Here is a 23914-nt window from a genome sequence, read left to right as displayed (position 1 = left end):
CAGCTAACTTCTTAGTTATATCGTTACAAAAAAAGCTGCCCAATGGGTGGCTTTTTTTTATTTATGTACTGAGAAAAGCAACTTATTACGTAAATTAATCGTGCAATAATGTTATACTAGCGACCCAAACACTTTGTAGATTAACAAAGTGTACATTAGCATAGCTATCTGTACGATGGATTTTCCAGCATAGGTATTTGATTTTATTACTATTAATTAAATGAGTCTACAAATTGTGTAATCATTTAAGAGTCAAATAATCATATCTTTCTGGTTGATGGTAAAAGTTTATCCAGCGGTGCTTACTGCTACTGCATTTTTTTAAGACGAAAAGAGCATTTTATATGGCGAACGATATCAAACACCTGCGTAACATCGCAATTATTGCCCACGTTGATCACGGTAAAACAACTTTGGTTGATAAACTATTACATCAATCTGGCACTTTTGGCGACCGTGCAAACATTGCTGAACGTGCAATGGATTCAGGTGATATTGAGCAAGAGCGTGGCATTACTATTTTGGCCAAAAACACAGCTATTCGATGGACAGATAGTACTGACGATACCGAATATCGTATCAATATTGTTGATACTCCAGGTCACGCCGATTTTGGTGGAGAAGTTGAGCGTGTTATGTCGATGGTAGACTGCGTGCTTTTGGTCGTTGATGCTGTTGATGGACCAATGCCACAGACTCGTTTTGTGACACAAAAAGCCTTTGAACAAGGTTTGAAACCAATTGTCGTTATCAATAAAATTGACCGTCCTGGTTCGCGCCCTGATTGGGTTATGGATCAAATCTTTGATTTGTTTGATAACCTTGGTGCCACAGATGAGCAGTTAGATTTTCCAGTGGTTTATGCTTCGGCATTGAACGGTGTTGCTGGTCTAGAAGCCGATAGCTTGGCTGATGACATGACACCACTTTTCAAAACTATCGTTGACGTTGTGCAGCCACCACAAGTGGATGCAGATGCGCCTTTCCGTATGCAAATCTCAAGCCTTGATTTTAATAGCTTTGTTGGTGTTATTGGTATTGGTCGTATTCAACGCGGTAAGATTAAAACAAATACTCAAGTAACGATCATTGATAAGCACGGTAACACGCGTAATGGTCGTATCTTAAAAATCATGGGCTATCATGGCCTTGATCGTATCGAAGTAGAAGATGCACAAGCAGGTGATATCGTTTGTATCACTGGTATTGACGCGCTTAATATCTCAGATACTATTTGTGATCCGAACAACGTTGAAGCCTTACCAGCATTGACGGTTGATGAACCAACGGTATCAATGAACTTCCAAGTAAACAACTCACCATTCGCAGGTCGTGAAGGTAAGTTTGTGACCTCACGTAATATTCGTGAGCGTCTTGAGCGTGAGTTGATTCATAACGTGGCTTTGCGTGTAGAAGACACTGAGTCCCCTGATAAATTCAAAGTATCAGGTCGTGGTGAGCTACATTTATCGGTGTTGATCGAAAACATGCGCCGTGAAGGTTTTGAGATGGGTGTATCTGGCCCAGAAGTTATCGTTAAAGAAGTTGATGGTAAGCTACAAGAGCCGTATGAAAATGTTGTCTTTGATATTGAAGAAGAGCATCAGGGTCCAATCATGGAGCAAATCGGCTTACGTAAAGGCGAGATGACTAACATGGAGCTTGATGGTAAAGGTCGTATGCGTATTGAAGCGACTATGCCAGCGCGTGGCTTGATTGGTTTCCGTTCTGAGTTTTTAACATTGACTTCAGGTACTGGTATCATGACGTCAAGCTTCTCACATTATGGACCACAAAAAATTGGTGATGTGGGTGGTCGCTCTAATGGTGTATTGGTCTCTATGACCAAAGGTGTTTGTCTAGGCTTTGCTCTGTTTAATCTACAAAAGCGTGGCAAACTATTTGCTGAGCCACAGCTTGAAGTTTATGAAGGTATGATCGTTGGACTTAATTCACGTAACGATGATATGGCGGTGAACCCAACAACTGGCAAGCAGTTGACTAACGTTCGTGCTAGTGGTACGGATGAAGCGTTGACGTTAACACCAGCTGTCAAGTTTACTCTTGAGCAAGCGCTTGAATTTATTCAAGATGATGAATTGGTTGAAGTAACACCAAAAGCGATACGTATCCGTAAGCGCTACTTAACTGAAAGTGAACGTAAGCGTCATGGTCGTAGCAAGAAAGGTGCTTAATAGCTTATATTAATACCAATAAATATTTAAAAAAAGGCTAACACTATGTTAGCCTTTTTTGCATTTTGCTATTATACCCATAATAAATGCATGAAATTTTCCTTATAATACCCAAATAATGCCTATTGTCTGATACTTCGTCGTATACTAAATGGGCTATAGTATAATCCAAAAATATTTTTTAGGAGGACACATTATGAGTATGGTATCTGAGTTTAAAGAGTTTGCTTTAAAGGGTAATGTGATGGATTTAGCGGTCGGTGTCATCATCGGTGGTGCTTTCGCAACCATTACCACCTCGTTGGTTGAAGACATTATTATGCCGATCGTCGCCTTTATCTTTGGCGGTGAGATTAACTTTAAAAATATGTTTCTCATCTTGGGTGATGCCCCTGAAGGTATCGCGATGACTTATGATGCCCTTAAAGAAGCTGGCGTCCCTGTATTAGCGTACGGTAGCTTTATTACAGTGCTTATCAACTTTTTAATTTTGGCCTTTATCATTTTTATGATGGTTAAAATGGTCAATAACATGCGTCGTGCTGACGAAGTAGAAGAAGTGGCGGTAGAGGAGCCTTCAGAAGAAGTGCAATTGCTTCGTGAAATTAGTGCAAAGCTTAGCAATACTAATATTACTAAATAAACCCATATTATTGGACTAGTAGAATATAAAAAAAGGCTAACGCGATGTTAGCCTTTTTTATTGTCAGTTCATAAAGTTGTTAGTATGAAGGTATGACTTAATAGTTAGAGAGTATTTAAAAAGATTTGAATATCTTACGGTCTTACTATCACATAGTCATTGGTATTGATTAAAATCTCTGATGGCTGATCGACGATGATACGCACGACATTGTTATCAGTGACTTGTGACTTATAATAGTTATCCTCGGCGACGGTACAGCCCAAGCAACGTCCCATCGCATCCCACGGCTCTACAAATAACTTCTGCTGCGCTTGATCCGCATTACCACCGACGACGGCGAAAGGCAGGCTAACTAAATAGGCGGCTGTACCAGTAACGGCGGCGACTAGTTGCAACGGCTTACCTACTACCGTATCGACTACCATAGTGTCATATGAAGGACCAAAATCTGTCTCGTCAATCTCGATTGCCGCTGAGGCTGAATTCATAGTGATAACTACAAGGCTGATACTAGTAAGAGCGGTTAAAAGCTTGGACTTAACAGCATGTTGAAAGCGAGTTTTGACAGTCATGATGTCATCCTAAAATAAGGGTTGAAGATAGAGGCTAAGGCTATTGCTAAACGTTAGTATTATTGAGCGCAACTACTATTAAACATAGCTACTATTAAACCAAGATGTTGGGCGATTAGCAATATAAATCCATGCGCTGCACCCTTGGCTTTATCATTAACGGCTCAATGAATCACTTTTGTCTTGACTACTTTCTATAAAGCTTTAGTGAGTCATGTAGCTAACGATTTGGCTTTGGTAGCGGTTGACACTCAGGGCAAAAGACACTCGCGCGCCCATTGAGCTTGATATTATCAAGAATAGCGGCGCAGTTCGGACAATCTTCACCTTGTCGACCGTAGACATTTAATGTCTGTTGGAAATATCCGGTTTGTCCGCTAGCGACCGTGAAGTCTCGTAAGGTCGATCCGCCCAGTTCTATCGCTTTTTGTAGAATCATTTTAATATGTTCGACCAAAATTACAATATCATCATACGATAATAGGTGAGCGGGGGTAGCTGGATGTATTTTGGATAGATACAGACTTTCAGTCGCATAAATATTGCCAACGCCAACCACGACTTGCTGCTCCATAATGACGGACTTGATGGCTCGGGTCATTGGCTGTTTTTTAGGTTTTGCTTTACTCGCTATTGTTTTACCAGCTGTGGTTTTGAGCGTTGTTTTATCAGATAGATCCATGCGTTGGATTAGCTGATATAAGTAATCTGCAGTGAAGGACTTTGATAATGGCTCAGGACCCAAATGGTCTAGGAGCTTAGGACCATAGTCTTCATACCACAATACCGAGCCAAAGCGTCTAGGGTCATGATAGTGTAATTGTGTTGGCACATTATCAGCATTGTTAAACCCTATCACTAAATGGTCATGTTTACGCTTCTCAGTGCCAGCGCTATGCTGTTGCAAGCTACCCGACATGCCTAAATGAATGAGAAGTTGGCGCGGTGCTAATGTGGTATATCCAGTCGTGATGCTACTGTTAGGTAAGGGTGGTAAAAAATTCAATATCAAATACTTTGCTCGGCGCTCGACGCTATCCAAAGTGTAATCAATCAATTGAGTCAAGTCATCAGGCATCGACCAACGTAGTTTTGGTTGGAAGACTTTCACATCGGTTACTTGCTGACCTAATAGCGGCGCAAGGCTGGTTTTTGTGGTTTCTACTTCGGGTAACTCAGGCATAGTATTTCTTATGAAGACTCTATTATTGGATGAATATTTTTGCACAAAGCGTTAGCGTTTTTTTTTAAGCAACCGCGCGCCGAGCGTGTAAAATGCCATGCTGCTGTTCAAGCTTGGCTAAGAGCTTAGATAAATGCGCCAATCCTGATACCTCAATATGAAATTTTAAAAAGGCAATATTATCGTCATTGCTAAGGGTTTCAACTTGACGAATATTGACGTTTTCTTTGTCGATAATTTGAGTTAAATCACGCAATAATCCCCGTCTATCATAAGCTTCTACATGAATGTCGACAGGTTGGTAGCGACCTGATTTTACGCGCCAAGCGGCAGCGATTTGACGCTCAGGGTCACGTTCAATGAGACGCAAATATTCTGGGCAGCCTCGATTATGCACACTAACGCCGCGCGACAAGGTGATATAACCGGCAATAGGTTCACCATGTACCGGGTGACAGCAGCCTGCTAAATTGATCTCAATATTGTCTAGACCATCGATACGAATTTTATACGCATCAAGCTTGCCCGCGTCTCTGGCATCGACACTGGGTGTAAAGTCTTCCTCTGATCTCTCTGGCTCTAAGTGTAGCTGACGAGAAATATGGCTGGTCAGCTGGTTTAGGCTAATCTCACCTGTGACCAAACCGACAACGATATCGTCGGTATTATTGACATGAAAAAACTGCGTGTAATCGTTAAGATCGATACTGTTGGGGTGGACGGATAAACGCTCAAGCTCCTTACTAAGCATGTGCCGACCAATCTCAATGTTTTTGTCACGGTCTTGTTTATTAAACCATTGACGCAGTTTTGAGCGCGCCCGATTGGTATGAATATAGCCAAGTGAGGCAACCAGCCAGTCACGGTTAGGCTCGCGGGACGCTTTGGTAATAATCTCCACCTGCTCGCCAGTTTTTAGCTGATAAGTGAGCGGTACATAGCGCTGATTGACACGTGCAGCCTGGGCACGGTTACCGACTTGCGTGTGCACGTAATAAGCAAAATCAAGAACGGTGGCGCCTTTTGGTAGTTCGGTAATATCACCGTCACGACTAAAGATATAAATGCGCTCGAGCTCATCAAAATCAACCAGTTGTTCTTCTTCGTCGAATTCAATTTCGTCTAGCTCATCGCCGTCCAACATGGACGAGCGTGGTTGATTACGTGTTTCGTTATTAATAGAAAGCAGCTGACGCAACGAGCTGATTTTTTGATTGAGGTAGTTGTCTTTTTTGTTCTTTAGCCCTTCTTTGTAATTGACATGAGCACACATGCCAAGCTCGGCCTCAAAGTGCATCTCATGGGTGCGAATCTGTACTTCAAGCGATTTATTTTCGGCAATGACCGCCGTATGTAGCGAGCGATAGCCGTTAGATTTAGGATTGGTAATATAGTCATCAAACTGCTCGGGAATATAGCGCCACAGACCGTGTACCAATCCAAGAACATGGTAACAGTCTGAAGGATTGGTCACTAAAACGCGCAGCGCACGGATGTCATAGAGCTGGTCAAACGATAAGCCTTTAAGCTTCATTTTTCGATAAATAGAATAGATGTGCTTGACACGCCCTGATACTTCACCAGCGATACCTGCTTCTGCCAAAGCCTCATTGAGCTTATCTTGTACGCGCTGAATATAAGACTCGCGCTCACTGCGCTTTTCGGACAATAGCTTGGCAATCTCTTTATAGCGATCAGGAGCGAGATAACGAAAGGCGAGGTCTTCAAGCTCCCATTTAAGCTGGGCAATCCCCAGTCTATGGGCCAGTGGGGCATAAATCGTCATGACCTCACGCGCCACTCGGTTTTGCCGCTCTAGATGAGAAAAGGTCAGCTCACGCATCGCAAAGGTACGTTCAGCCAACTTAATCAGTACCACACGCACATCATTGGTGACAGAGATGAGCATGCTATAAATGTTCGATAGCTGGTCACGCTGATTGTTGACGAAGTGGTCTTCTAAGCGTTTGTTGCTTTCGATAATTTCTGATAGTTTCCCCATCGCCAAGGTGTCTTTGACCAAGGTGGAGATGTCCTTACCAAATTTTTGCTCAATTTCAGCCAGACTGATGATAGATTTACGCGCACTGCGATAGAGCATCGCTGCCACGAGTGCATCTTCGTCTTGATAAAGATAGGTTAAAATATCGGTCATGCCAATACCAGTAACATAGGCACCGGAGCGTTCAGATTCGCTAGTATTCATATGACTACGGATAAAATTACAGGCAGCGCTAAGGTTGGGGACAGACTCTTGCCCGATACGCTTGGCCACATTATCTAACCATGCCGGCACATCAATATTGGCATTATTTAGATCAATCTCTTCAAGCTCCTCTTCTGAGAGAATATGAGCATCATCTAAAAGCTGGTTGTCCAGATATTCGTCTTCGAGGTCAGGGTCATGACTGTGGTAAGCGTGCTGTGCAGAGCGATCAAAAGTCGTATGCAGCTTATGAGTGGTCAGTTGGTATTTGATATCGAGTGGAATTTGAGCGTAACTATTAGCAGACTGATGAGAGCGTTGACTCGCCACCAGTTGTGCCGCTAAAGTCGCACTGTCGGCTTGTGTGGTCTGTCCATCTACCAACGGTAACCCTTCACGAATTTTTACCATAGCCGACTCCTCTTAGCTATTTTGAATTGATTATAATCTTATTGACTGCGTACGGAACTCAAACTTATACAACGCATAAGTAGGTAGCTCAAAATCAATACAGCCGCTAAAAATCCATTTTTAGCAGCCATAGAGTTGTACGTAGCATCTATAAGATTATGAGTGCTAATATCCACTGCATGCTGATTAGACAGGCATAAGAAGATCACCTATTATTATCCCACTTTAACAGGACAAATCAAGAGAGGCTCTGTAATGCTCATGTCACTCAGATTGGCATAGCCGTTACTTTAGTAGCGCAATTTGACCTTGTTAATAAATATCTCTAAGACGGTTAATCTCGCGACTACTCGTCACTAGTGCCAACATAAAAGAAAGCATGTAAGCAAAATCATTGCTAAGTAGGTATCTTTTCAAAGCGTGCAATGGACTCGACATGTCCAGTGTGGCAAAACATATCCATCACGCCAGCATGAGTCAGGCGGTAGCCTTGCTCTAACAGTGCTTTGGTATCGCGTGCGAGCGTTGCAGGGTTGCAAGAGACATAGACAATACGCTCGGCATTAAATTTTGGCAGATACTGCATAATCTCCCACGCACCAGAGCGAGGTGGGTCGATAAGTAATGCATCAAAGCCCTGATTGGCCCAAGGCTTGTCAGTACAGTCTTGCGTTAAGTCTTGGCTATAGAATTCGGTGTTATTGATACCGTTACGACGTGCATTGTCAGCGGCGCGTGCGGTCATCGCCTCGCTACCTTCAACACCAACGACAGAACCAGTCTCACCAACCAAGCGTGCCAATGGTAAGCTAAAGTTACCTAGACCACTGAACAAATCGAGTACCCGTTCACCCGCTTTTAGGTCTAATAAATCACAAGCAAGCTTGGTCATCTGACGGTTCACCGACAGATTGACTTGGGTAAAATCTGTTGGGATAAATTCAAAAGTAAGGTCATATTCTGGAAGTTGGTAATACAAACGACCAAACTGCTCACTCAGGTCATCAGCCTCTGTCAAAGCAATACGCTGAATGCTGTCAACACCTTTCGACTGTAAGTACAATTGCCAATTGCGCGCGGCAAAAAACACCTTTAGCTTCTCTACATCAGCGTCTGATAACGGCGCTAAGTTGCGCACAATAAGAGCAACTGGTTGATTACCATCTGGTAGCTCTGGCATCGCTTCACCCATCGCCAACTCAAGCTGGGCAATCTTGTCACGGCTCTCTAAAGTACTTATAAGGGTTTTTAAGTTCTCGATCTCAAAGCCAATACGGGGATCTAGGATATGACACTCATTTAGCTCAGCCAAAAAGTTACTTGAGCGCTCACGAAAGCCCACCAAAGCCGTTTCTTTTTTGACCACATAACGCACACCCATTCGTGCTTTGGTACGATAACCAAGGCGATCGCCGACCACAGGGGCAAGCCAATGCTCAGGCTCAGCATTGGCTTGGTGCATCAGCATTTCAGCAAGGACAGATTGTTTAAAGTTAATCTGAGCATCTGGCTGCCAATGCTGTAAGTTACAACCACCGCAGACACCGAAGTGCGGACAGGGCGGTACCACGCGCTCAGGATTTGGGTTGGCAGTGATGCTGATCGCGTCACCTTCTTCAAAGCTGGTTCGACTATTAGTGAGTTTGACCACAGCGCTTTCACCCGGTAAAGCAAAGCTAACAAAGACTTTTTTGCCATGTTTGTCTACGGCATGACCGTCTTCTTCACTGAAGCCATTGCCATATACAGCCACGCCGCGACCATCATGCGACAGCCCGTCAATAGTAAACGGTAAGGGTTCAGCCTCTTTCAGACGGCGACGAGTCTTTGACGACGGTTTGGATTTTTTCTTGTTTGGTGGAATAGTAATGGTCTTGGTGTCGTTCACTTGCGGCGTCGCATCAGCTGCGGTAGATGTTTTTGAATCGGTGGGTTGCATAAACCTGCCTTAAATAAATAATAAATAACTAAAAGGTGAGTACAGATATTAGTACAAAGAATAATTTTTATACGGGCGGCGTAAATGACCAATCAGCGATGAATTCTTGATGACGGGCACTACCATCGGCTTGCGTGTAATTGGTTAGATAATCATGGCTTTGCTGCTGCCAAGTATCAAAATCTTGTGAAGACAATTGACCAGTCAAACGCAGCCAGCGTAGATAGATTAGCCAGGTATTCATCACATCAGACTCGCAGTAAATAGACAGTGTCTGCCAGTCCTCATTGCTCACGAGATCACCAACCATGCTGCCATCGACGCTGGTTTTGCCCGGCAGTCCGTAGAGGCTGGCGACGATATCCATCGCTTCACGGCGACTGGCACCATATTGGCTAAATCTGTCCATCAAATCAAGGTGACGAGTATGAAAACGATTGACATAATTATCAAAGCGCATGTTTTTGATGCGTTCGCCCTCTTCAAACAGCCAAGGCGCTGACAGATCATATTGCATGGCGCGGTAAATCAATACCGGAAGATCAAAACCTGAGCCATTCCAACTGATGAGCTGTGGTAATTTTTCAATGTTACTAAAGGCTCGAAAGAATTTAACGAGAATGTCTTTTTCGCTAAACTTATCTGCGGTCAACGAAAATAACGATAACTTGCCGTCCTTGATATATAACGCCGAAATACAAACAATACGTTGCAACGGCAAGCGCATAAAGTCATGCCCAGCTTCTTGTATACGTAACGCTGTCAATGCGCTCAGGGCATCCGCATCATTGAGATTCGCCAATTGTGGATAAATACGGCGAGCCGCCGCTGTATCCGCAACGGTTTCAATATCAAAGACCAATATAGGGTCAGAGGGTAGGGCATGTGACATAGATAAACCTAATTAATTTTGAAATTATGGTGCTGCATGGTCTATGCTGTCATCAACGTTATATAAGCCTGTCGATAGATAGCGATCACCACGATCGCAGACAATAAAGGCGATAACGGCATCAGGGTTTTCTTTAGCCACTTGTACGGCAGCCCATGCAGCGGCACCTGAAGATACGCCCGCGAAGATACCTTCGGTTTTGGCCAGTTTGCGCATATATACTTCAGCGATATGTTGGTCAATATCCATCACTTCATCAACCAAATCTGCATCAAAAATACCCGGCATATAAGCGGTAGGCCAACGGCGGATACCCGCAATAGAAGCTTCCTCGTCAGGCTGCAATCCGATAATTTTAATCGCTGGGTTTTGCTCTTTTAAGTATTGTGAGACACCGGTAATAGTACCAGTCGTACCCATCGAGCTAATAAAGTGGGTAATTTTACCGTCAGTTTGCGCCCATAGCTCAGGCCCAGTCGTTAGATAATGCGCTTGTCTGTTATCAGGATTATTAAACTGATCTAAGACGATACCTTTGCCATCGGCTTGCATCTGCAATGCCAAATCACGTGCCGCTTCCATACCTTCGTCCACTTCGATCAACGTCGCGCCATAAGCCATCATGGCGTCTTTGCGCTCTTGGGTCGAGTTGGTTGGCATCAATAGCGTCATTGGATAACCACGCATCGCTGCGACCATAGCCAAGGCAATGCCAGTATTGCCGCTGGTTGCTTCAATCAGCATATCACCAGGCTTGATATCACCGCGCTGTTCTGCCTGATAAATCATATTAAAGGCCGGACGGTCTTTGACAGAACCAGCAGGGTTATTGCCCTCAAGTTTGGCGAGCAGTACGGCACCGTTAGTAATATGTTCTTGCTCAGGCAGACGATGCAATTTGACTAAAGGCGTCTGACCTACGCAGTCGGCAAGATCCGTTACTTGAGTGATAAAGTTGGCGTTTGCCATGGCCGTAGTGGACATAAGGTATCCTTATTGGTTTTTTAGAGGACAATTTATTTAATAATGTGTGCTTTTTAGCCCATTTAGATGACTATCGAGTTAATTGAAGACAGGCCCTAATTAATACACTATTTTTATCGTTTAATAAAAGCTTGAGACCATCAGCGTAAATTCTGAAACCGTCATGATAAATCTTGTCCTATGACAAGGTATTGATGGTGACAGATAAAAAGTTGCGTCATTATATCATTTTGTTTTCAGCCGCGCTGATGACATCAGATATTATTGGTAAATGTCTTGCTAACAAAATGAATCGTTTAAACCTTGCAGACGTCAGTGTTATCAATGAGCGATGTTTCTCTTATAAGCGTTATGAAGGTTAAGATAAGCGCTATGAATGTTTAACAGCCATTCATAAAATCCTGTTAAGATAATCTCGAGCGTCAGTGATAGGCTGCGGCGTAATAAGTGAAAACAGCATACGTATTTATTGTAAAAATATCAGTGGAGAGTCAACCCAGCATGGCATACAAAAAACGTTTTGATACCAGTAGCGCCTATGGCCAGCTGATTATATTGGTGTTTTTACCGATCTGTTTATTAGCAGCGGTTGGCGGTACTCTGGTATTTTATGAGACGATGCGTGCCAGCAACTCAGAGCAAGAAGCATTGGCAGAGGCGGTGCTCATCCGCTATACACCCACGATTGCTGAGCGTATTCCTGAATTATTGGAGCAGCGCCAACAAGCAGCCAGTAAGGTCAATGCTGGCAATGCAGATCAAGCATCGCAAAGAGCTGCCACTACGCTCGGTGGTATCCAAGAGAGGCTTGGGCGTATACAGTCTGAGCAGCATGTCCAGCGTATTGCTATTATTAATCAGGACAATCAAGTACTCGCAACGGTAGGTTATGGCGTTGAAGAAGCGTGGCCTATGATCGAAACGACCGGCAAGTTTTTATCGCAAAAGCCAACACCTATCGGTAACGCCTATGGCAGTATGCTTGGGGATTTTGACGGTCAGCAACTCTGGCTAATGATTGATATGGACAATGAGCCGCTTTATATTGCTCGGTATCGTATTGCCATGGCGCTAGTCATCACGGGCTTGTTCACTATTTTGATATTACTGCTGAGTTTGAATATTTACTCAAAACGTTGGATTGCACCGATTTATGAGTTGCGCTTGCAGTTACAACGTACCCATGTTGACAATCTCTACCAACCTATTCCGGTTGAGTCAAATGGCGAGCTGAATTTGTTGCAACAGGATTTAGTCAGGACGTTGCGCCGCTTACATGGTAGCTTTCAAGAGCTTAAAGACCACGCCGAGCAGACCGAAGATGACTTGCGTTTGGCGTTTGATGAGATGGAAATGCAAAACATCTCTATAAGAAACGCACGTGATGCCGCTATTTCAACCAGCCAAGCCAAATCTGCGTTTTTGGCCAATATCAGCCATGAGTTACGCACGCCGCTCAACAGTATTGACGGCTTTATTAATTTGCTGGCGCGTCATGGTGAGCTCAATCCTGAACAAGACTTATATGTGCAAACCATACGCAAATCGTCGGCACACTTGCTCGCTTTAGTGAACGATGTGTTAGATTTTTCTAAAATCGAAGCGGGCAAATTGGTGCTCGATCGCCATGAGTTTGACTTGTATGACACCATCTATGATGTGGTCGACATGCTGTCACCGGTATCCTCAGAAAAGGGGCTACGCATGGCGGTGCTGTTTTATAATGATGTGCCGATGCGCGTCAATGGCGATGCCTTGCGGCTCAAACAAGTATTGACCAATATCGTCGGCAATGCCATTAAGTTTACGGACAGTGGTGATGTGGTGGTGCGCGTCAGCTTGGATGACCATCGCGACAATTACTTGATGATTAGCGTGCAAGATAGCGGCAAAGGTATTTCTTTAGCTGATCAAAAAATGCTGTTCCAAAGCTTTAGTCAAGGCGATCCGTCAATCACTCGCCAGTATGGTGGTACAGGGCTGGGTTTGGTTATCTCCAAGCAATTAACCCGTTTGATGGGCGGCGATATTGGTTTTTATGATAATGCACAAGAAAACATCGCCAATCAAGGCGCGACGTTCTGGTTTCGGATGCCAGCTCATGTCGATGTGCTAGAAGCTGCTACTGGTCAGACGATTGCGCTACCCGTGTTAGCGCCGCTGGCAAGTGCCACAGATGAGTTTAATGTGTTGGTATGGATCAATCATACGGCGTCCATCCAAGTGCTCAAAGCCAGCTTGCAATACCTACCAATTAAGCTGACCCAAGCCAACTCATTACCCGGTGTACTTGAGTCGTTAAAAGAGCGCGGTAACTATTGGGATTGGGTCATCGTCGATGATGACACCCAAGACGATATGATGGCATTACTCAAACAGATCCGCCTCCATTACCAAGGTAAGCTGGCGGTATTTGGCTATCAAGTTGCCGCTGATCAAGCGCTACTCAACCGCTATCATGCCAATATATTGTATGAGCCATTAGACAAGCGCCAGCTCTATGCCATGCTCGATACGCAAAAACGCAGGGCACCTAAAGACATGCAAGAGCCGCGCTGGAAGGGCGTGACCGTGCTGGCAGTCGATGATCATTTGCCCAACCTGCTGGTGCTCGATGCCTTGCTCAGCGAGCTTGGCATTCAGGTGATTACGGCCAATAGTGGTTTTGAAGCCATAGAGCTCATCAGCAAACAACAAACCAAAAATATCAAAACAGCCAAAGCTGATAAGCAAAGTTTATCCAAAAAGACCCAAATCTCAAAAGCCGAAACCCGTGACGAAGTGGGTAAAGCCACGAGCAGTTCTGGGTATTCTGAAGAGGCTAATGAAGACAAAGGCAGCAATCAGGATAAAACCAATAATCAGGATAAAAACAGTATTGACTTGATATTTATGGACATACAAATGCCACGGATGTCAGGGCATGAAGCGGCTCGACAAATTCGTAATATCGAAAATGCTGATAATCGTATTCCTATTATTGCCTTGACCGCCCATGGCTTGGCTGACGAGCGTGACAAGCTGATGGCGAGCGGTATCAATGATTATGTGGGTAAGCCTATTAGCCAACCACAGTTGCTACAAGTGCTGCAAAAGTGGCTAGGACGCACGACGACCGTGCCGCAATTAACCGCTATGCCAGAAGCCCATGCACAACAAGGTACTGATGCTCAAGATTTTAATTCGCAAGATTTTGATGCGCGAAATCATCCTTTAGGCTTGCTGCCAGATGATATATCGCCTGCTTATCCGCTAGTTAAGGGTAATGACGATAATCGTGATCAGGCGTCCGAGGGTATCAATCAGCAAAAAATTACTCGCCCTTTATCATTGAAAAAAATCCGTGATGACTACTTACGAGACAGCCAGCCTCGTGATGACTATAGACGAGAAACGCTGCGCGAAACTCAGCCACGTTATGCAAGTTTGCGCTATCAACAACAACGCCAAGCGTCGTTATTGTATCCTCCTTACCAAGTGTCAAGCGACACAGATGAAGAGATGTCGGCAAGCACGCAGGCCAAATTGGACGACGACATAAACCTCGACCTGAGCGTTAATGATACGAGCAGCTCCCATATCTTAGACTGGCAAGATGCGCTGACTCGTTCAGCCAATAAACCAGATCTCGCAGCCAAGCTTATTATTATGATGATTGATACGATCAATGAGGAAAAACGCGCCCTCACTCAAGCGTGGGATGCCCGTGACCGTAGTGCCCTTGCGCAAATTGCCCATCGTATCTTAGGTGGTAGCCGCTATACTGGTGTGCCGCAGTTGCGTCAGGCCAGCCAAGATTTGGAAGACAAGTGCTTATTGAATGTCCAACATACCACGCCCGCCCAGTTTGCAATGCTTGAACCCTATTATGACGCATTGCTAAGCGCGTTAAGTAATTTACAAGCGCTAGATTTATCGGCTTATCCGCAGCTGAATTATCATCGTTTGAGTGAAAATGATATGACATGGAAAATGATTTAAGACAGCCACCGACAGTGCTACATTTGAATGTTTAAAAGACCCTAATATATCAGCTAGATTTATCTGCCAAATTGACCATCATTTATTGATTAATAGGAGGGATGATATCCTGACAGTCAGTTATTCATAGGGTATGGTAGATATAACCCTGTTAATATTGGCCTCATTAGCAGGATATTTATTTTATTTATTAATAAGGATTGTTATGAACGCGATTGCCACTTATCAGTATAAGACCTTACAAGTGAGCGTGACTGACCACATTCTCACCGTTACCTTAAACCGCCCTGAGAGAAAAAACGCCATGAGCTTTCAGGTGGTCGATGAGTTGATCAAAGTAGCGGGTCGCATCAGTAAAGATAAGACGATACGTGCGGTGATTTTAAATGGTGCCGAAGGGACGTTTTGTGCCGGTATCGATTTGGGTGATTTAAACCATCCAAAAAACCAAGCATTTGCCCTTTGGGAGTTGGTAAAACCTTGGCAGAGCCTTTTTCAGCGCGTCTGTTTGGTTTGGCGTGATGTGCCTGTCCCTGTTATTGCGGTACTAGAAGGCTACTGTATCGGTGCAGGACTACAACTGGCGCTGGCTTGCGATGTTCGTATCAGTCATCCTGATTGCAAGTTGTCTATTATGGAAGCCAAGTGGGGACTCGTGCCAGATATGGGATTGACTCAATCGGCGTTGGGTGTGGTTCGCGCTGATGTCCTAAAAGAGCTGGCGATGAGTGCGCGTACGATTGATGCAACCGAAGGTAAAGAGTTAGGTCTCGTCAGTCATTGTAGCGAGACACCTTTAGAGCAAGCACAACAGCTCGCTGCTGAATTTGCAGAGCGTTCACCAGATGCGGTATTGGCCAGTAAGCGGGTCATTAATGCGATGTATGAACAATCAGCGTTGACGTTATATCAAGAAAAAGTCTGGCAGTTAAAGATGATGTTCGGTCGTAACCGTAAGCTTGCGCTCAGAAAAGCCAAGCAAGCCAGTACCGTATTCGCTAAGCGCCAATTCCGTTAAAAAGTATTAGTCCTCTCTTGATAGAGTGTTTTTGTTGTTAGCGTTTGTTTTATTAACGTCACATGGCTATTGAAATACATGCAGATAGTAAGATATAACACTGTCTGCTTGTGTAGCTGCGCATAACTTGTTTACCTGTGCATAAATAGGCATTATTATTTTTGCTACCAGTTGTTTTTATTCTTAGTGTTGTTGTCTCAAATAAAAGCTGGTACCAAGCAAAGCGTGAATAATAAAATAATAACCATCATACAAAACGGTCTAACTATGTCTGCTCCAAAGTCTTCCTTGCCCAATAAACCGCTTGTCTCTGAACGCGTGCGCTCTGCTGATTTGCCTGTTGCTTGGATTATGATGCTCGGGCTCATTGTGGCGATAGGGCCGCTGTCCATTGATATGTATCTGCCAGCATTACCCGAGATGGGTAAGAGCTTCGGCGTATCGACCGCGTTTATGGCCAACTCGGTGCCAGCGTATTTCTTAGGTTTGGTCTTTGGGCAACTGGTCTATGGCCCTCTAAGTGATCGTATTGGTCGCGTCAAACCGCTATATTTTGGTATGACCCTCTATGTTATCGCCTCGATTGTCTGTGCGACGACGGATAATGAATATGTGCTGTTTGCAGGACGTACCTTTCAAGCCCTCGGAGGTTGTGTGGGGGCAGTGGTTACTCGTGCGGCGATTCGTGATCGCCTGACTGCCAAGCAAACGGCCAAAGCTTTTTCTATCATGATATTGGTGATGGGCTTAGCGCCGATATTAGCACCATCACTGGGTGCGCTATTTTTGCGCTTCTTTAGCTGGCACTCTATTTTTTGGTTTTTAGCGGCTTTTGGTACGCTTAACTTATTGCTTACCAAATTTTTCTTTTTTGAAACGCTGACTGAAGAAAACCGCAATGTACGCCCTGCCAAAGAAGTCTTGAGTCAGTATTGGGATTTATTAAAAGACCCTACCTTTAATTATCCCGCGATTGGCGGCGGTCTCTTGATGGGAGCGATGTTTGTTTATATTAGCTCGGCCTCTGAGCTAATCATGGATACTTATGGAGTGTCAGCAACCCATTTCGGCTGGTTATTTGGTATGAATGCAGCCGGTTTTGTCGCTTTAACCCAGCTAAACCAATGGCTGACCAATCGCTTTCGTATCCTAAGTATTTTGCGTTTTGGGGCGATGATGCAGGTTATCTCTGCAGGTATTTTGTTTGTGGTAGGGATTATCTTTGGGGTAGAGGCGTGGCTGCCTTTGGTATTGGCCTGTATTTTCTTTTGTATTGCTGGTCTTGGTTTGACTCAGCCAAATGCCTCCGCAATTGCATTAGCCTTTCAAAAACGCCGCGCAGGTATGGCAAGTGCGCTACAAGGCTCGCTCATGTTTTCAGTAGGTATTTTTGGCGGTTTGTTATTAAATCTATTTCCAGTCAATCCGGTACTTAAGATTGGTATCGCCCTGTTTTCTCTAATGAGTCTTGGTTGCTTTTTAATCTGGCAGATAGACCGCAATCTAAATCTTGATGATGCCGAATGATCGATTGACTGAGTAACTAAATCGTCAGTTGAATCAGTTCTTACTTACTTGTTAAGGAGCACTCAAACGTTTTAGGCGTTATGGGTGCTTTTTTATGCGCCTTATATTACCGAATCCTATATACATTTTTGACTGCGGTTTTATAAACAAGAATCTTTTATTAGGCTGGATTTTTCTATATTTATAGGAAAATATTCTAAATGCATCCCTTATGGCAAACAAATGTAATTCAAAATTATATGCGCTATTTGCTATATATAACCATTTGTATATAAGCCTTAAACATAATTATTGCAATCATAGAGTTGCTCGATTATTATCCTACGTAACTTTATGTAAGCAAATATTATCTAACTATTATGCGACCTTGCTAGATTGTTATTCACTAGAATTTAGAAAAACCTTAAACTTTAAGGATAGGATATGAAGCAAATATATCGGATGTTACCGATTGTGTTAAGTGTTGGCTTATTCGGATGTGGTAATTCTTCTACTCAAGAGAGCGTAAGCTCGACTGGCAAGGCGATAGCGACAGAAAGTAAAGATGATTTTGTCAGTAAACTACCTGATACTGCGCCAACATTAAAGGTTGCTACTACGGGGACGATGCCACCATTCTCGTTCCAAGATGATTACGGCAATATGCAAGGCATCGACATTGATTCTATCCGTGCAATTGGTGAAGAGCAGGGTTTTAAGGTCGAGTTTTATAAAGAGACTTGGCAGAATATGTTCGACAGTGTGGCGTCAGGTGGTCGTGATTTAGCGATATCTGGTATCTCTTATAAGGACGACCGTGCAGAAAAATACGGCTTATCTGATCCTTACTTTTTTAATCCCTCTTCAATCATGTATGCTAAAAGCGAGGTAAAAATCGGTGGTATACAGGATTTAGCTGGCATGCATGTAGCGGCGATGGAAGGCTCCAAGCAAGAAGATCAGCTCAAGGCAATGGGCCAATATAGCGAGATGACTACCAGAAGCACCGCTTTTTTGCTCTTTGAAGACTTAATGCAAGGCAAGGTTGATGTGATTTTGCATGATTTGCCTATCTTGCAATATACGGCAAAAAACCATCCAGAGTATGACGTCACTATCGTCCCTTATGAAGGCGCGGATAATCCATCAGCGCAGCAAGTCATATTGATGGCGAAGGGTAACAGCAAGCTTATCAATACCGTCAATGAAGGGATTGCCAAGCTTGAGAAGAAAGGCACATTTAAGCAAATCGATGAGCAGTGGTTGGGTGGGTCTGAGCCGGCTACTAAAAGCACTACTACCAATCAGCAATCGAACTAAGGGGCTATAAAAGATGGCAACCACACATAATGTTGACAACAAACGCTATCGCAGTCTGATTGTTTCAATTGCACTGTTTTTATCATTGATTGGCGCTTTGCTGGCCTTTACTTTTTATACCTCTAGCTTGCTCGAAAGAAACACAGTCTTAATCGACCAAACCAACCAAGTCGCCAATAGTGCGCAAGCGGTAATCAAAGATCTATTCGACTTAGATAGTAGTTATGGCGAGGACACCAGCTCTCCGCATATTCAGCGAGTGTTGGAGCGTTTGGAACAAAACACCGCGCTTATCACCAACTCGATTACGGCGATTGGGCAGGGCGGAGAGATTACAGATATTGAGGGTAACAATTATAAATTACCAAAGATTAATGAGAATTCTCAAACCAAAATTGGCGCTGCTAATGAGCAGTGGCAACTTTTGGAGCCAAAGATTCAAAGCTACCTAAAAGATGCTGATAACATCATGGTTGACTCCTCTGATGAATTGATTCAAGCAGTTGAGCAGGCCAAAACCTCCAGTTTGTTTATCAACGAATCGTTAGATCAGCTTACTGATGAAGTGTTTATTAACGCTGAGCGCCAAGCGGATACCATTCGTTTGATTCAGGTGCTGGGTGTTGCGGCTATCTTTGCCTATTTCTTGATTTTCGTTTTCTTCTTCGTTCGTCGTCTGCGCGATACCGATGCAGAAGCTTTGGCTGCTCGTCGTGAAACCCAAGAAATCATGGAGACGGTGAATACAGGGCTTTTCTTGCTAGACAAAGACTTGAATATCGGTCAGCAGCATTCTCGCGCATTGACCAACATTATAGGTGCTGACAGCTTAGCTGGAGAGAACTTTACCAATGTCTTACGAGGCCGTATTTCTGATAAAGATCTGAATACCACCCGTCAATTCATTGAGCAGCTATACAATCCACGTGTCAAAGAAAAACTGGTCGATTCTTTAAACCCATTAAACAAAGTCATGCTGCACAATGCTCACGGAGCAGAGGGTGCTGACAGTCGTTATTTAGACTTTAAGTTTTCGCGAGTTTATGAAAATAAAGACATCGCTCGTATTTTGGTCAACGTCAATGACGTGTCCGACGCGGTATATTTAGAACAGCGTCTAGAAAAAGAACGCTCACAAAATGACATGCAAATCGAGATGCTAACGACCATCTTGAATGTGAATCCAAAAATTATTAACGAATTTATTAGCAATACCAAAGCGCACATCGACAAGATGAATAACATTTTGAAAAACCCAGGTAGCTCGCAATTTGAGCTAGAAGGCAAGCTCAATGCTATCTATCGTGAAATGCACAGCCTAAAAGGCGAAGCTTCTGCGTTAAAACTGCACAGCTTTACCAAAATTGCCTCCGATGCAGAAGACAAGCTGGATGCGTTGCAAAATCAGGGCAAGCTATCAGGTAATAACTTCTTGCCGTTAGCTGTACATTTAGATGACTTGCTCAGCCTATCGAATACCATTGAAACACTGGGCGAACGTATCAATCAAGCGACACCAAAAAGCGCGGCTGCGACCAAGTCAGTAGCACCATTAGCCACGCCTGCATCAGATATTGAAAAATCAAACGTTGCTGTTAGCGAAAGTGCACCGATTCATAATTCAACCATCAGCATGCCTATTGCCGGCGGTAATGACATTGATTTGAGTGACGAGTCGGATGACGATCAGCTGTCTTATTATCAACATTTTGCGCAAGACATCGCGGCAAGACAAGGCAAGCAAGTGCAACTAAAGAGTCAGACGTTAGCGCAGGCGACGATACCAGCACACCTCAAAAATGTCGTCAAAGAAATCAGTATTCAGCTGTTACGTAATGCTGTTGTACATGGTATCGAAACGCCTGCAGCGCGTCAGTTAGCTGACAAGCGGGCCGTGGGTACTATTGATCTAGAGATACAGAGCGACAGCCGTGATCTCATGATTACTTTGCAAGATGACGGACAAGGTATCGATTATGACAGCATTCGCCAAAAACTTATCACTAAAGGTCGCATTAGTGCAGACGCTGCTGCGCAGCTGAATCAGGGTGAGCTATTAAAACAACTGTTTACCTCAGGGTTCTCGACCAAAGAGCAAGTGGACGAAGATGGTGGTCGCGGTGTGGGCTTGGATATTATCAAAGCGCAGGTAAAAGAGTATGACGGTAAGCTCAACGTCAATAGTGAGCTTGGTCAAATGACTCGCTTTACCATTACCTTGCCTAAAGCTTAACTGAGGATAAGAAAGACGTTATGTATAAATTAATGATTGTTGATGATTCTAATATCATCCGAAACCGCATCCAGCGCGCGTACGATTCAGGAGAGTTTATGTTGGTGGCCACGGCGACCAGCGGTGTGCAAGCCATTGAAAAATTCAATGTGCATCGTCCTGACGTCGTCACCATGGATTTGACCATGCCACAAATGGACGGTCTGGAATGTATCGAAAAAATAATTGCCATTGACCCAGAAGTCCGAATTTTAGTGGTGTCAGCCTTATCTGATAAATCGACTGGCATTGAGGCATTATCGTTGGGTGCGAGTGGGTTTTTATGTAAGCCTTTTTCAGAAGAAGAGCTTGTCGAGTCTTTACATGAGCTGATGCAAGACTAATTCTAGCCAACGATTTAAGCAGATGTCATTATGAAAGAACAACATTTACATATTTTTTTGAATATCATCACCAACTATTTTAATCAGTTCGGTAGTGAAGCACTGATCGTCGATACGCCTTATTTACTAGAAAATAAACAGCCAAAAGTCTACGACTATACTGGTGTAATCGGTATATCGGGCGTGCAAAAAGGCGTGGTATATTTTTCTGCTACTCATGAGCTATTGGCAGGTATTTTGGACAGTATGGGTGAAACGGATAAAAGCGAAGACAATTTTGTCGATCTTGCTGGCGAAGTGGCCAACACCATTGCTGGCAACGCTCGCCAAGAGTTCGGTGCAAAATTTCATATCTCTGTACCCTTGGTGTTTAAGGGCGCACCGCAAAGTATTATTTTGCCCAAAGATGAGCGTTCTTTTATCATTCCCGTTACTTGGCGCGGTCAAGTCGGTGAAATTGTGGTTTGTTTGCAAGACTAAGCGCAGCACTCACACCTCATCGATGTTAGCTATGGACAATACACTATTATGGTTAAAGTAGAAAAATTAGGCGTCTTTTTAAGCTCAATCAGCGCATTCTTTGCGCAGATTGATGAAGCGCCAGTGGCGATTGATACACCGTATTTGAACAGCAATAAAAGTGCCGTTGGTTATGATTATAGCGGCATTATTAAGATATCTGGGCCTATTGAAGGCTGCGTTTATGTGAGCGCGCCAAGCGTGATGTTGCGAGAAGTCATAAAAGTGATGGGCGAGCCCGATTCGTCGATTACGATGATGAAAGACTTGCTGGGTGAGATGACCAATACCATCTCAGGCAATGCGCGTACGGAGTTTGGCTCAGATTTTATTATCTCGCCGCCCAAGATTATTGAGGGCGCGCCAAGCATCTCTTATTTACCAAAAGATCGCCAAAGCTATGTCACGCCATTTACTTGGCGTGGTTATGAAGCGGTGATTGGTATTTGTATCGCTTAGGGCGTGTTTGATCGTCTGAGCATGGCACTGAACGTAGCTGTTCGTGGATCTAATGATAGTAATCAGCGAAAAAACGACGTTAAAGCGTCGTTTTTTTATGGTTTTTATCCAAAAAATTGTTTCATACCTTGTTCATTTATTTGATATTTAACTTGCGCGTCTCATAATAATAGCGCTAGCAGTGAGCTATGCTTTTATGATAAAATACAGCCCAGTTATTTTTAATCATATAGTATTCTATACGTTCAAATTATAGCTCATTTTTTAAACCAACCCATCAACCAATGACACACACATCATGGCAAAAAATTGCTGGGTGTTTGGCGACTTGATTAATTTGCAAAAAGTTAGTGCGATATTTATCAGCACTAATCATTAGCAAATGCGTGTCGCTAGATAGGCAGTTTTTGTGATGTGGAGGCATAACCCAACCAATAGGAATTTCACATGGCTACAAAGAATCCAACCAAAATCGAAATGCGCGACCTACTACAAGCCGGCGCTCACTTTGGTCACCAAACACGTTTTTGGAATCCAAAAATGGGACCATATATCTTTGGTGCCCGTAACAAGATTCACATCATCAACTTAGAGCACACGGTAAAAGCGTTTAACGAAGCATTGACTTACGTAAACGGCTTAGCTGCTAAGAAAAATAAAGTATTGTTCGTTGGTACTAAACGCGCTGCTAGCGGTATCATCCGTGAACAAGCTGCCCGCGCTGGTATGCCATACGTTGACCATCGCTGGTTAGGTGGTATGCTTACCAACTGGAAAACCCTTCGCCAGTCAATCAACCGTCTAAAAGAGCTAGAAAAACAAGCAGAAGACGGTACTTTCGCTAAGCTTACTAAGCGTGAAGCATTAGAGCGTACTCGCGATATGGAGAAACTTGAGCGTTCATTAGGCGGTATCAAAGACATGGGCGGCCTACCTGACGCAATCTTCGTTGTAGACGTGGATCATGAAGCGATCGCTATCAAAGAAGCCAAGAATCTAGGTATCCCAGTTATCGGTATCGTTGATACCAACTCTAACCCTGATAACGTTGATTACATCATTCCAGCAAACGATGATGCTATCCGTGCCGTGACTTTGTATGTAACTTCTATGGCTGATGCGATTATTGCTGGTAAAGAATACGCACAGACTCAAGCAGGCGGCAAAGCTGATCAAGAGCAACCTGTAGAGCAAGCAGCTACTGAAGCAGCACCAGCTGAAGCGGCTACCGAAGAAGCAGCCACTCCAGCAGAATAAATAGCTGACCCAAAAGGTTTACCTTTGTAAGGATATCTTGATAGTGACTCTGTCAGCATCCATATAAAGATATTAACAGCGTATAAGCTCACAATAGGCATGATGTAGTTCTACTCGTCATGCCTTGTTGTTGATGAATTGCTCGTTATTAGGTGAGTATTATCGCTTATAGTTGGACTCGTGATACTCAGTGTCTGCTATCACAATGAC

At 43.8% G+C, this 23914-nt stretch carries 17 protein-coding genes; 11 read left to right on the top strand and 6 right to left on the bottom strand.

The window, feature by feature from the left end:
• Positions 1-344 precede the first annotated feature (344 nt).
• Both typA and mscL read left to right on the top strand, forming a co-directional pair.
• On the top strand, positions 345-2195 hold the full coding sequence (gene typA / locus AAEY79_RS00480) for a translational GTPase TypA (protein ID WP_025650910.1): 1851 nt from the start codon (positions 345-347) through the stop codon (positions 2193-2195).
• Positions 2196-2391: 196 nt separating this feature from the next.
• A complete protein-coding gene (gene mscL, locus AAEY79_RS00475) occupies positions 2392-2838 on the top strand; it encodes a large conductance mechanosensitive channel protein MscL (protein WP_025650911.1) in 447 nt (148 codons plus the stop codon).
• Between the two features lie 134 nt (positions 2839-2972).
• On the opposite strand, the gene AAEY79_RS00470 is transcribed toward mscL, so the two are convergent.
• From AAEY79_RS00470 to cysM, 6 genes are all read right to left on the bottom strand, one after another.
• Positions 2973-3413 carry a hypothetical protein gene (locus tag AAEY79_RS00470; protein WP_350587755.1) on the bottom strand — a complete coding sequence of 147 codons (441 nt, stop codon included), beginning with the start codon at positions 3411-3413 and terminating at the stop codon, positions 2973-2975.
• Positions 3414-3633: 220 nt separating this feature from the next.
• Positions 3634-4596, bottom strand: a complete 963-nt coding sequence (gene mutM / locus AAEY79_RS00465) for a bifunctional DNA-formamidopyrimidine glycosylase/DNA-(apurinic or apyrimidinic site) lyase (protein WP_350587754.1) — start codon at positions 4594-4596, stop codon at positions 3634-3636.
• A gap of 64 nt (positions 4597-4660) precedes the next feature.
• Complete coding sequence (locus tag AAEY79_RS00460; RefSeq protein ID WP_350587753.1) at positions 4661-7213, bottom strand: bifunctional (p)ppGpp synthetase/guanosine-3',5'-bis(diphosphate) 3'-pyrophosphohydrolase; 2553 nt, start codon at positions 7211-7213, stop codon at positions 4661-4663.
• A 397-nt stretch (positions 7214-7610) separates the two neighbouring features.
• Positions 7611-9152, bottom strand: a complete 1542-nt coding sequence (gene rlmD, locus AAEY79_RS00455) for a 23S rRNA (uracil(1939)-C(5))-methyltransferase RlmD (protein WP_350587752.1) — start codon at positions 9150-9152, stop codon at positions 7611-7613.
• A gap of 67 nt (positions 9153-9219) precedes the next feature.
• A complete protein-coding gene (locus AAEY79_RS00450) occupies positions 9220-10044 on the bottom strand; it encodes a 3'-5' exonuclease (protein WP_201565866.1) in 825 nt (274 codons plus the stop codon).
• A 24-nt stretch (positions 10045-10068) separates the two neighbouring features.
• Positions 10069-11028: a cysteine synthase CysM gene (gene cysM / locus AAEY79_RS00445; RefSeq protein ID WP_407074162.1), complete on the bottom strand. Its 960-nt coding sequence runs from the start codon at positions 11026-11028 to the stop codon at positions 10069-10071.
• 501 nt (positions 11029-11529) lie between these two features.
• Here cysM and AAEY79_RS00440 point away from each other — a divergent pair.
• The 9 genes from AAEY79_RS00440 to rpsB all read left to right on the top strand — a co-directional run bounded on the left by AAEY79_RS00440 (position 11530) and on the right by rpsB (position 23704).
• Positions 11530-15009, top strand: a complete 3480-nt coding sequence (locus tag AAEY79_RS00440; protein ID WP_201576665.1) for an ATP-binding protein — start codon at positions 11530-11532, stop codon at positions 15007-15009.
• A 205-nt stretch (positions 15010-15214) separates the two neighbouring features.
• Positions 15215-16027, top strand: a complete 813-nt coding sequence (locus tag AAEY79_RS00435; RefSeq protein WP_201631563.1) for a crotonase/enoyl-CoA hydratase family protein — start codon at positions 15215-15217, stop codon at positions 16025-16027.
• A gap of 267 nt (positions 16028-16294) precedes the next feature.
• Positions 16295-17554: a multidrug effflux MFS transporter gene (locus tag AAEY79_RS00430; protein ID WP_101211810.1), complete on the top strand. Its 1260-nt coding sequence runs from the start codon at positions 16295-16297 to the stop codon at positions 17552-17554.
• Positions 17555-17977: 423 nt separating this feature from the next.
• Positions 17978-18853: an ABC transporter substrate-binding protein gene (locus AAEY79_RS00425; RefSeq protein WP_101211811.1), complete on the top strand. Its 876-nt coding sequence runs from the start codon at positions 17978-17980 to the stop codon at positions 18851-18853.
• 13 nt (positions 18854-18866) lie between these two features.
• A complete protein-coding gene (locus AAEY79_RS00420) occupies positions 18867-21086 on the top strand; it encodes an ATP-binding protein (RefSeq protein WP_352286766.1) in 2220 nt (739 codons plus the stop codon).
• A 20-nt stretch (positions 21087-21106) separates the two neighbouring features.
• Positions 21107-21469 carry a response regulator gene (locus AAEY79_RS00415; RefSeq protein WP_101211813.1) on the top strand — a complete coding sequence of 121 codons (363 nt, stop codon included), beginning with the start codon at positions 21107-21109 and terminating at the stop codon, positions 21467-21469.
• A gap of 30 nt (positions 21470-21499) precedes the next feature.
• Positions 21500-21949: a chemotaxis protein CheX gene (locus tag AAEY79_RS00410; RefSeq protein WP_101211814.1), complete on the top strand. Its 450-nt coding sequence runs from the start codon at positions 21500-21502 to the stop codon at positions 21947-21949.
• A 48-nt stretch (positions 21950-21997) separates the two neighbouring features.
• Positions 21998-22447 (top strand): chemotaxis protein CheX, encoded by a 450-nt coding sequence (locus AAEY79_RS00405; protein WP_101211815.1) that lies wholly within the window; start codon positions 21998-22000, stop codon positions 22445-22447.
• A gap of 447 nt (positions 22448-22894) precedes the next feature.
• Complete coding sequence (gene rpsB / locus AAEY79_RS00400) at positions 22895-23704, top strand: 30S ribosomal protein S2 (protein WP_025650922.1); 810 nt, start codon at positions 22895-22897, stop codon at positions 23702-23704.
• The last annotated feature ends 210 nt before the right edge of the window (positions 23705-23914 follow it).

This window comes from Psychrobacter sp. GW64-MNA-CIBAN-0177, assembly GCF_040309585.1.
GTDB classification, from domain to species: Bacteria; Pseudomonadota; Gammaproteobacteria; order Pseudomonadales; family Moraxellaceae; genus Psychrobacter; species Psychrobacter okhotskensis.
This window is presented reverse-complemented; position numbering and strand designations above follow the sequence as displayed.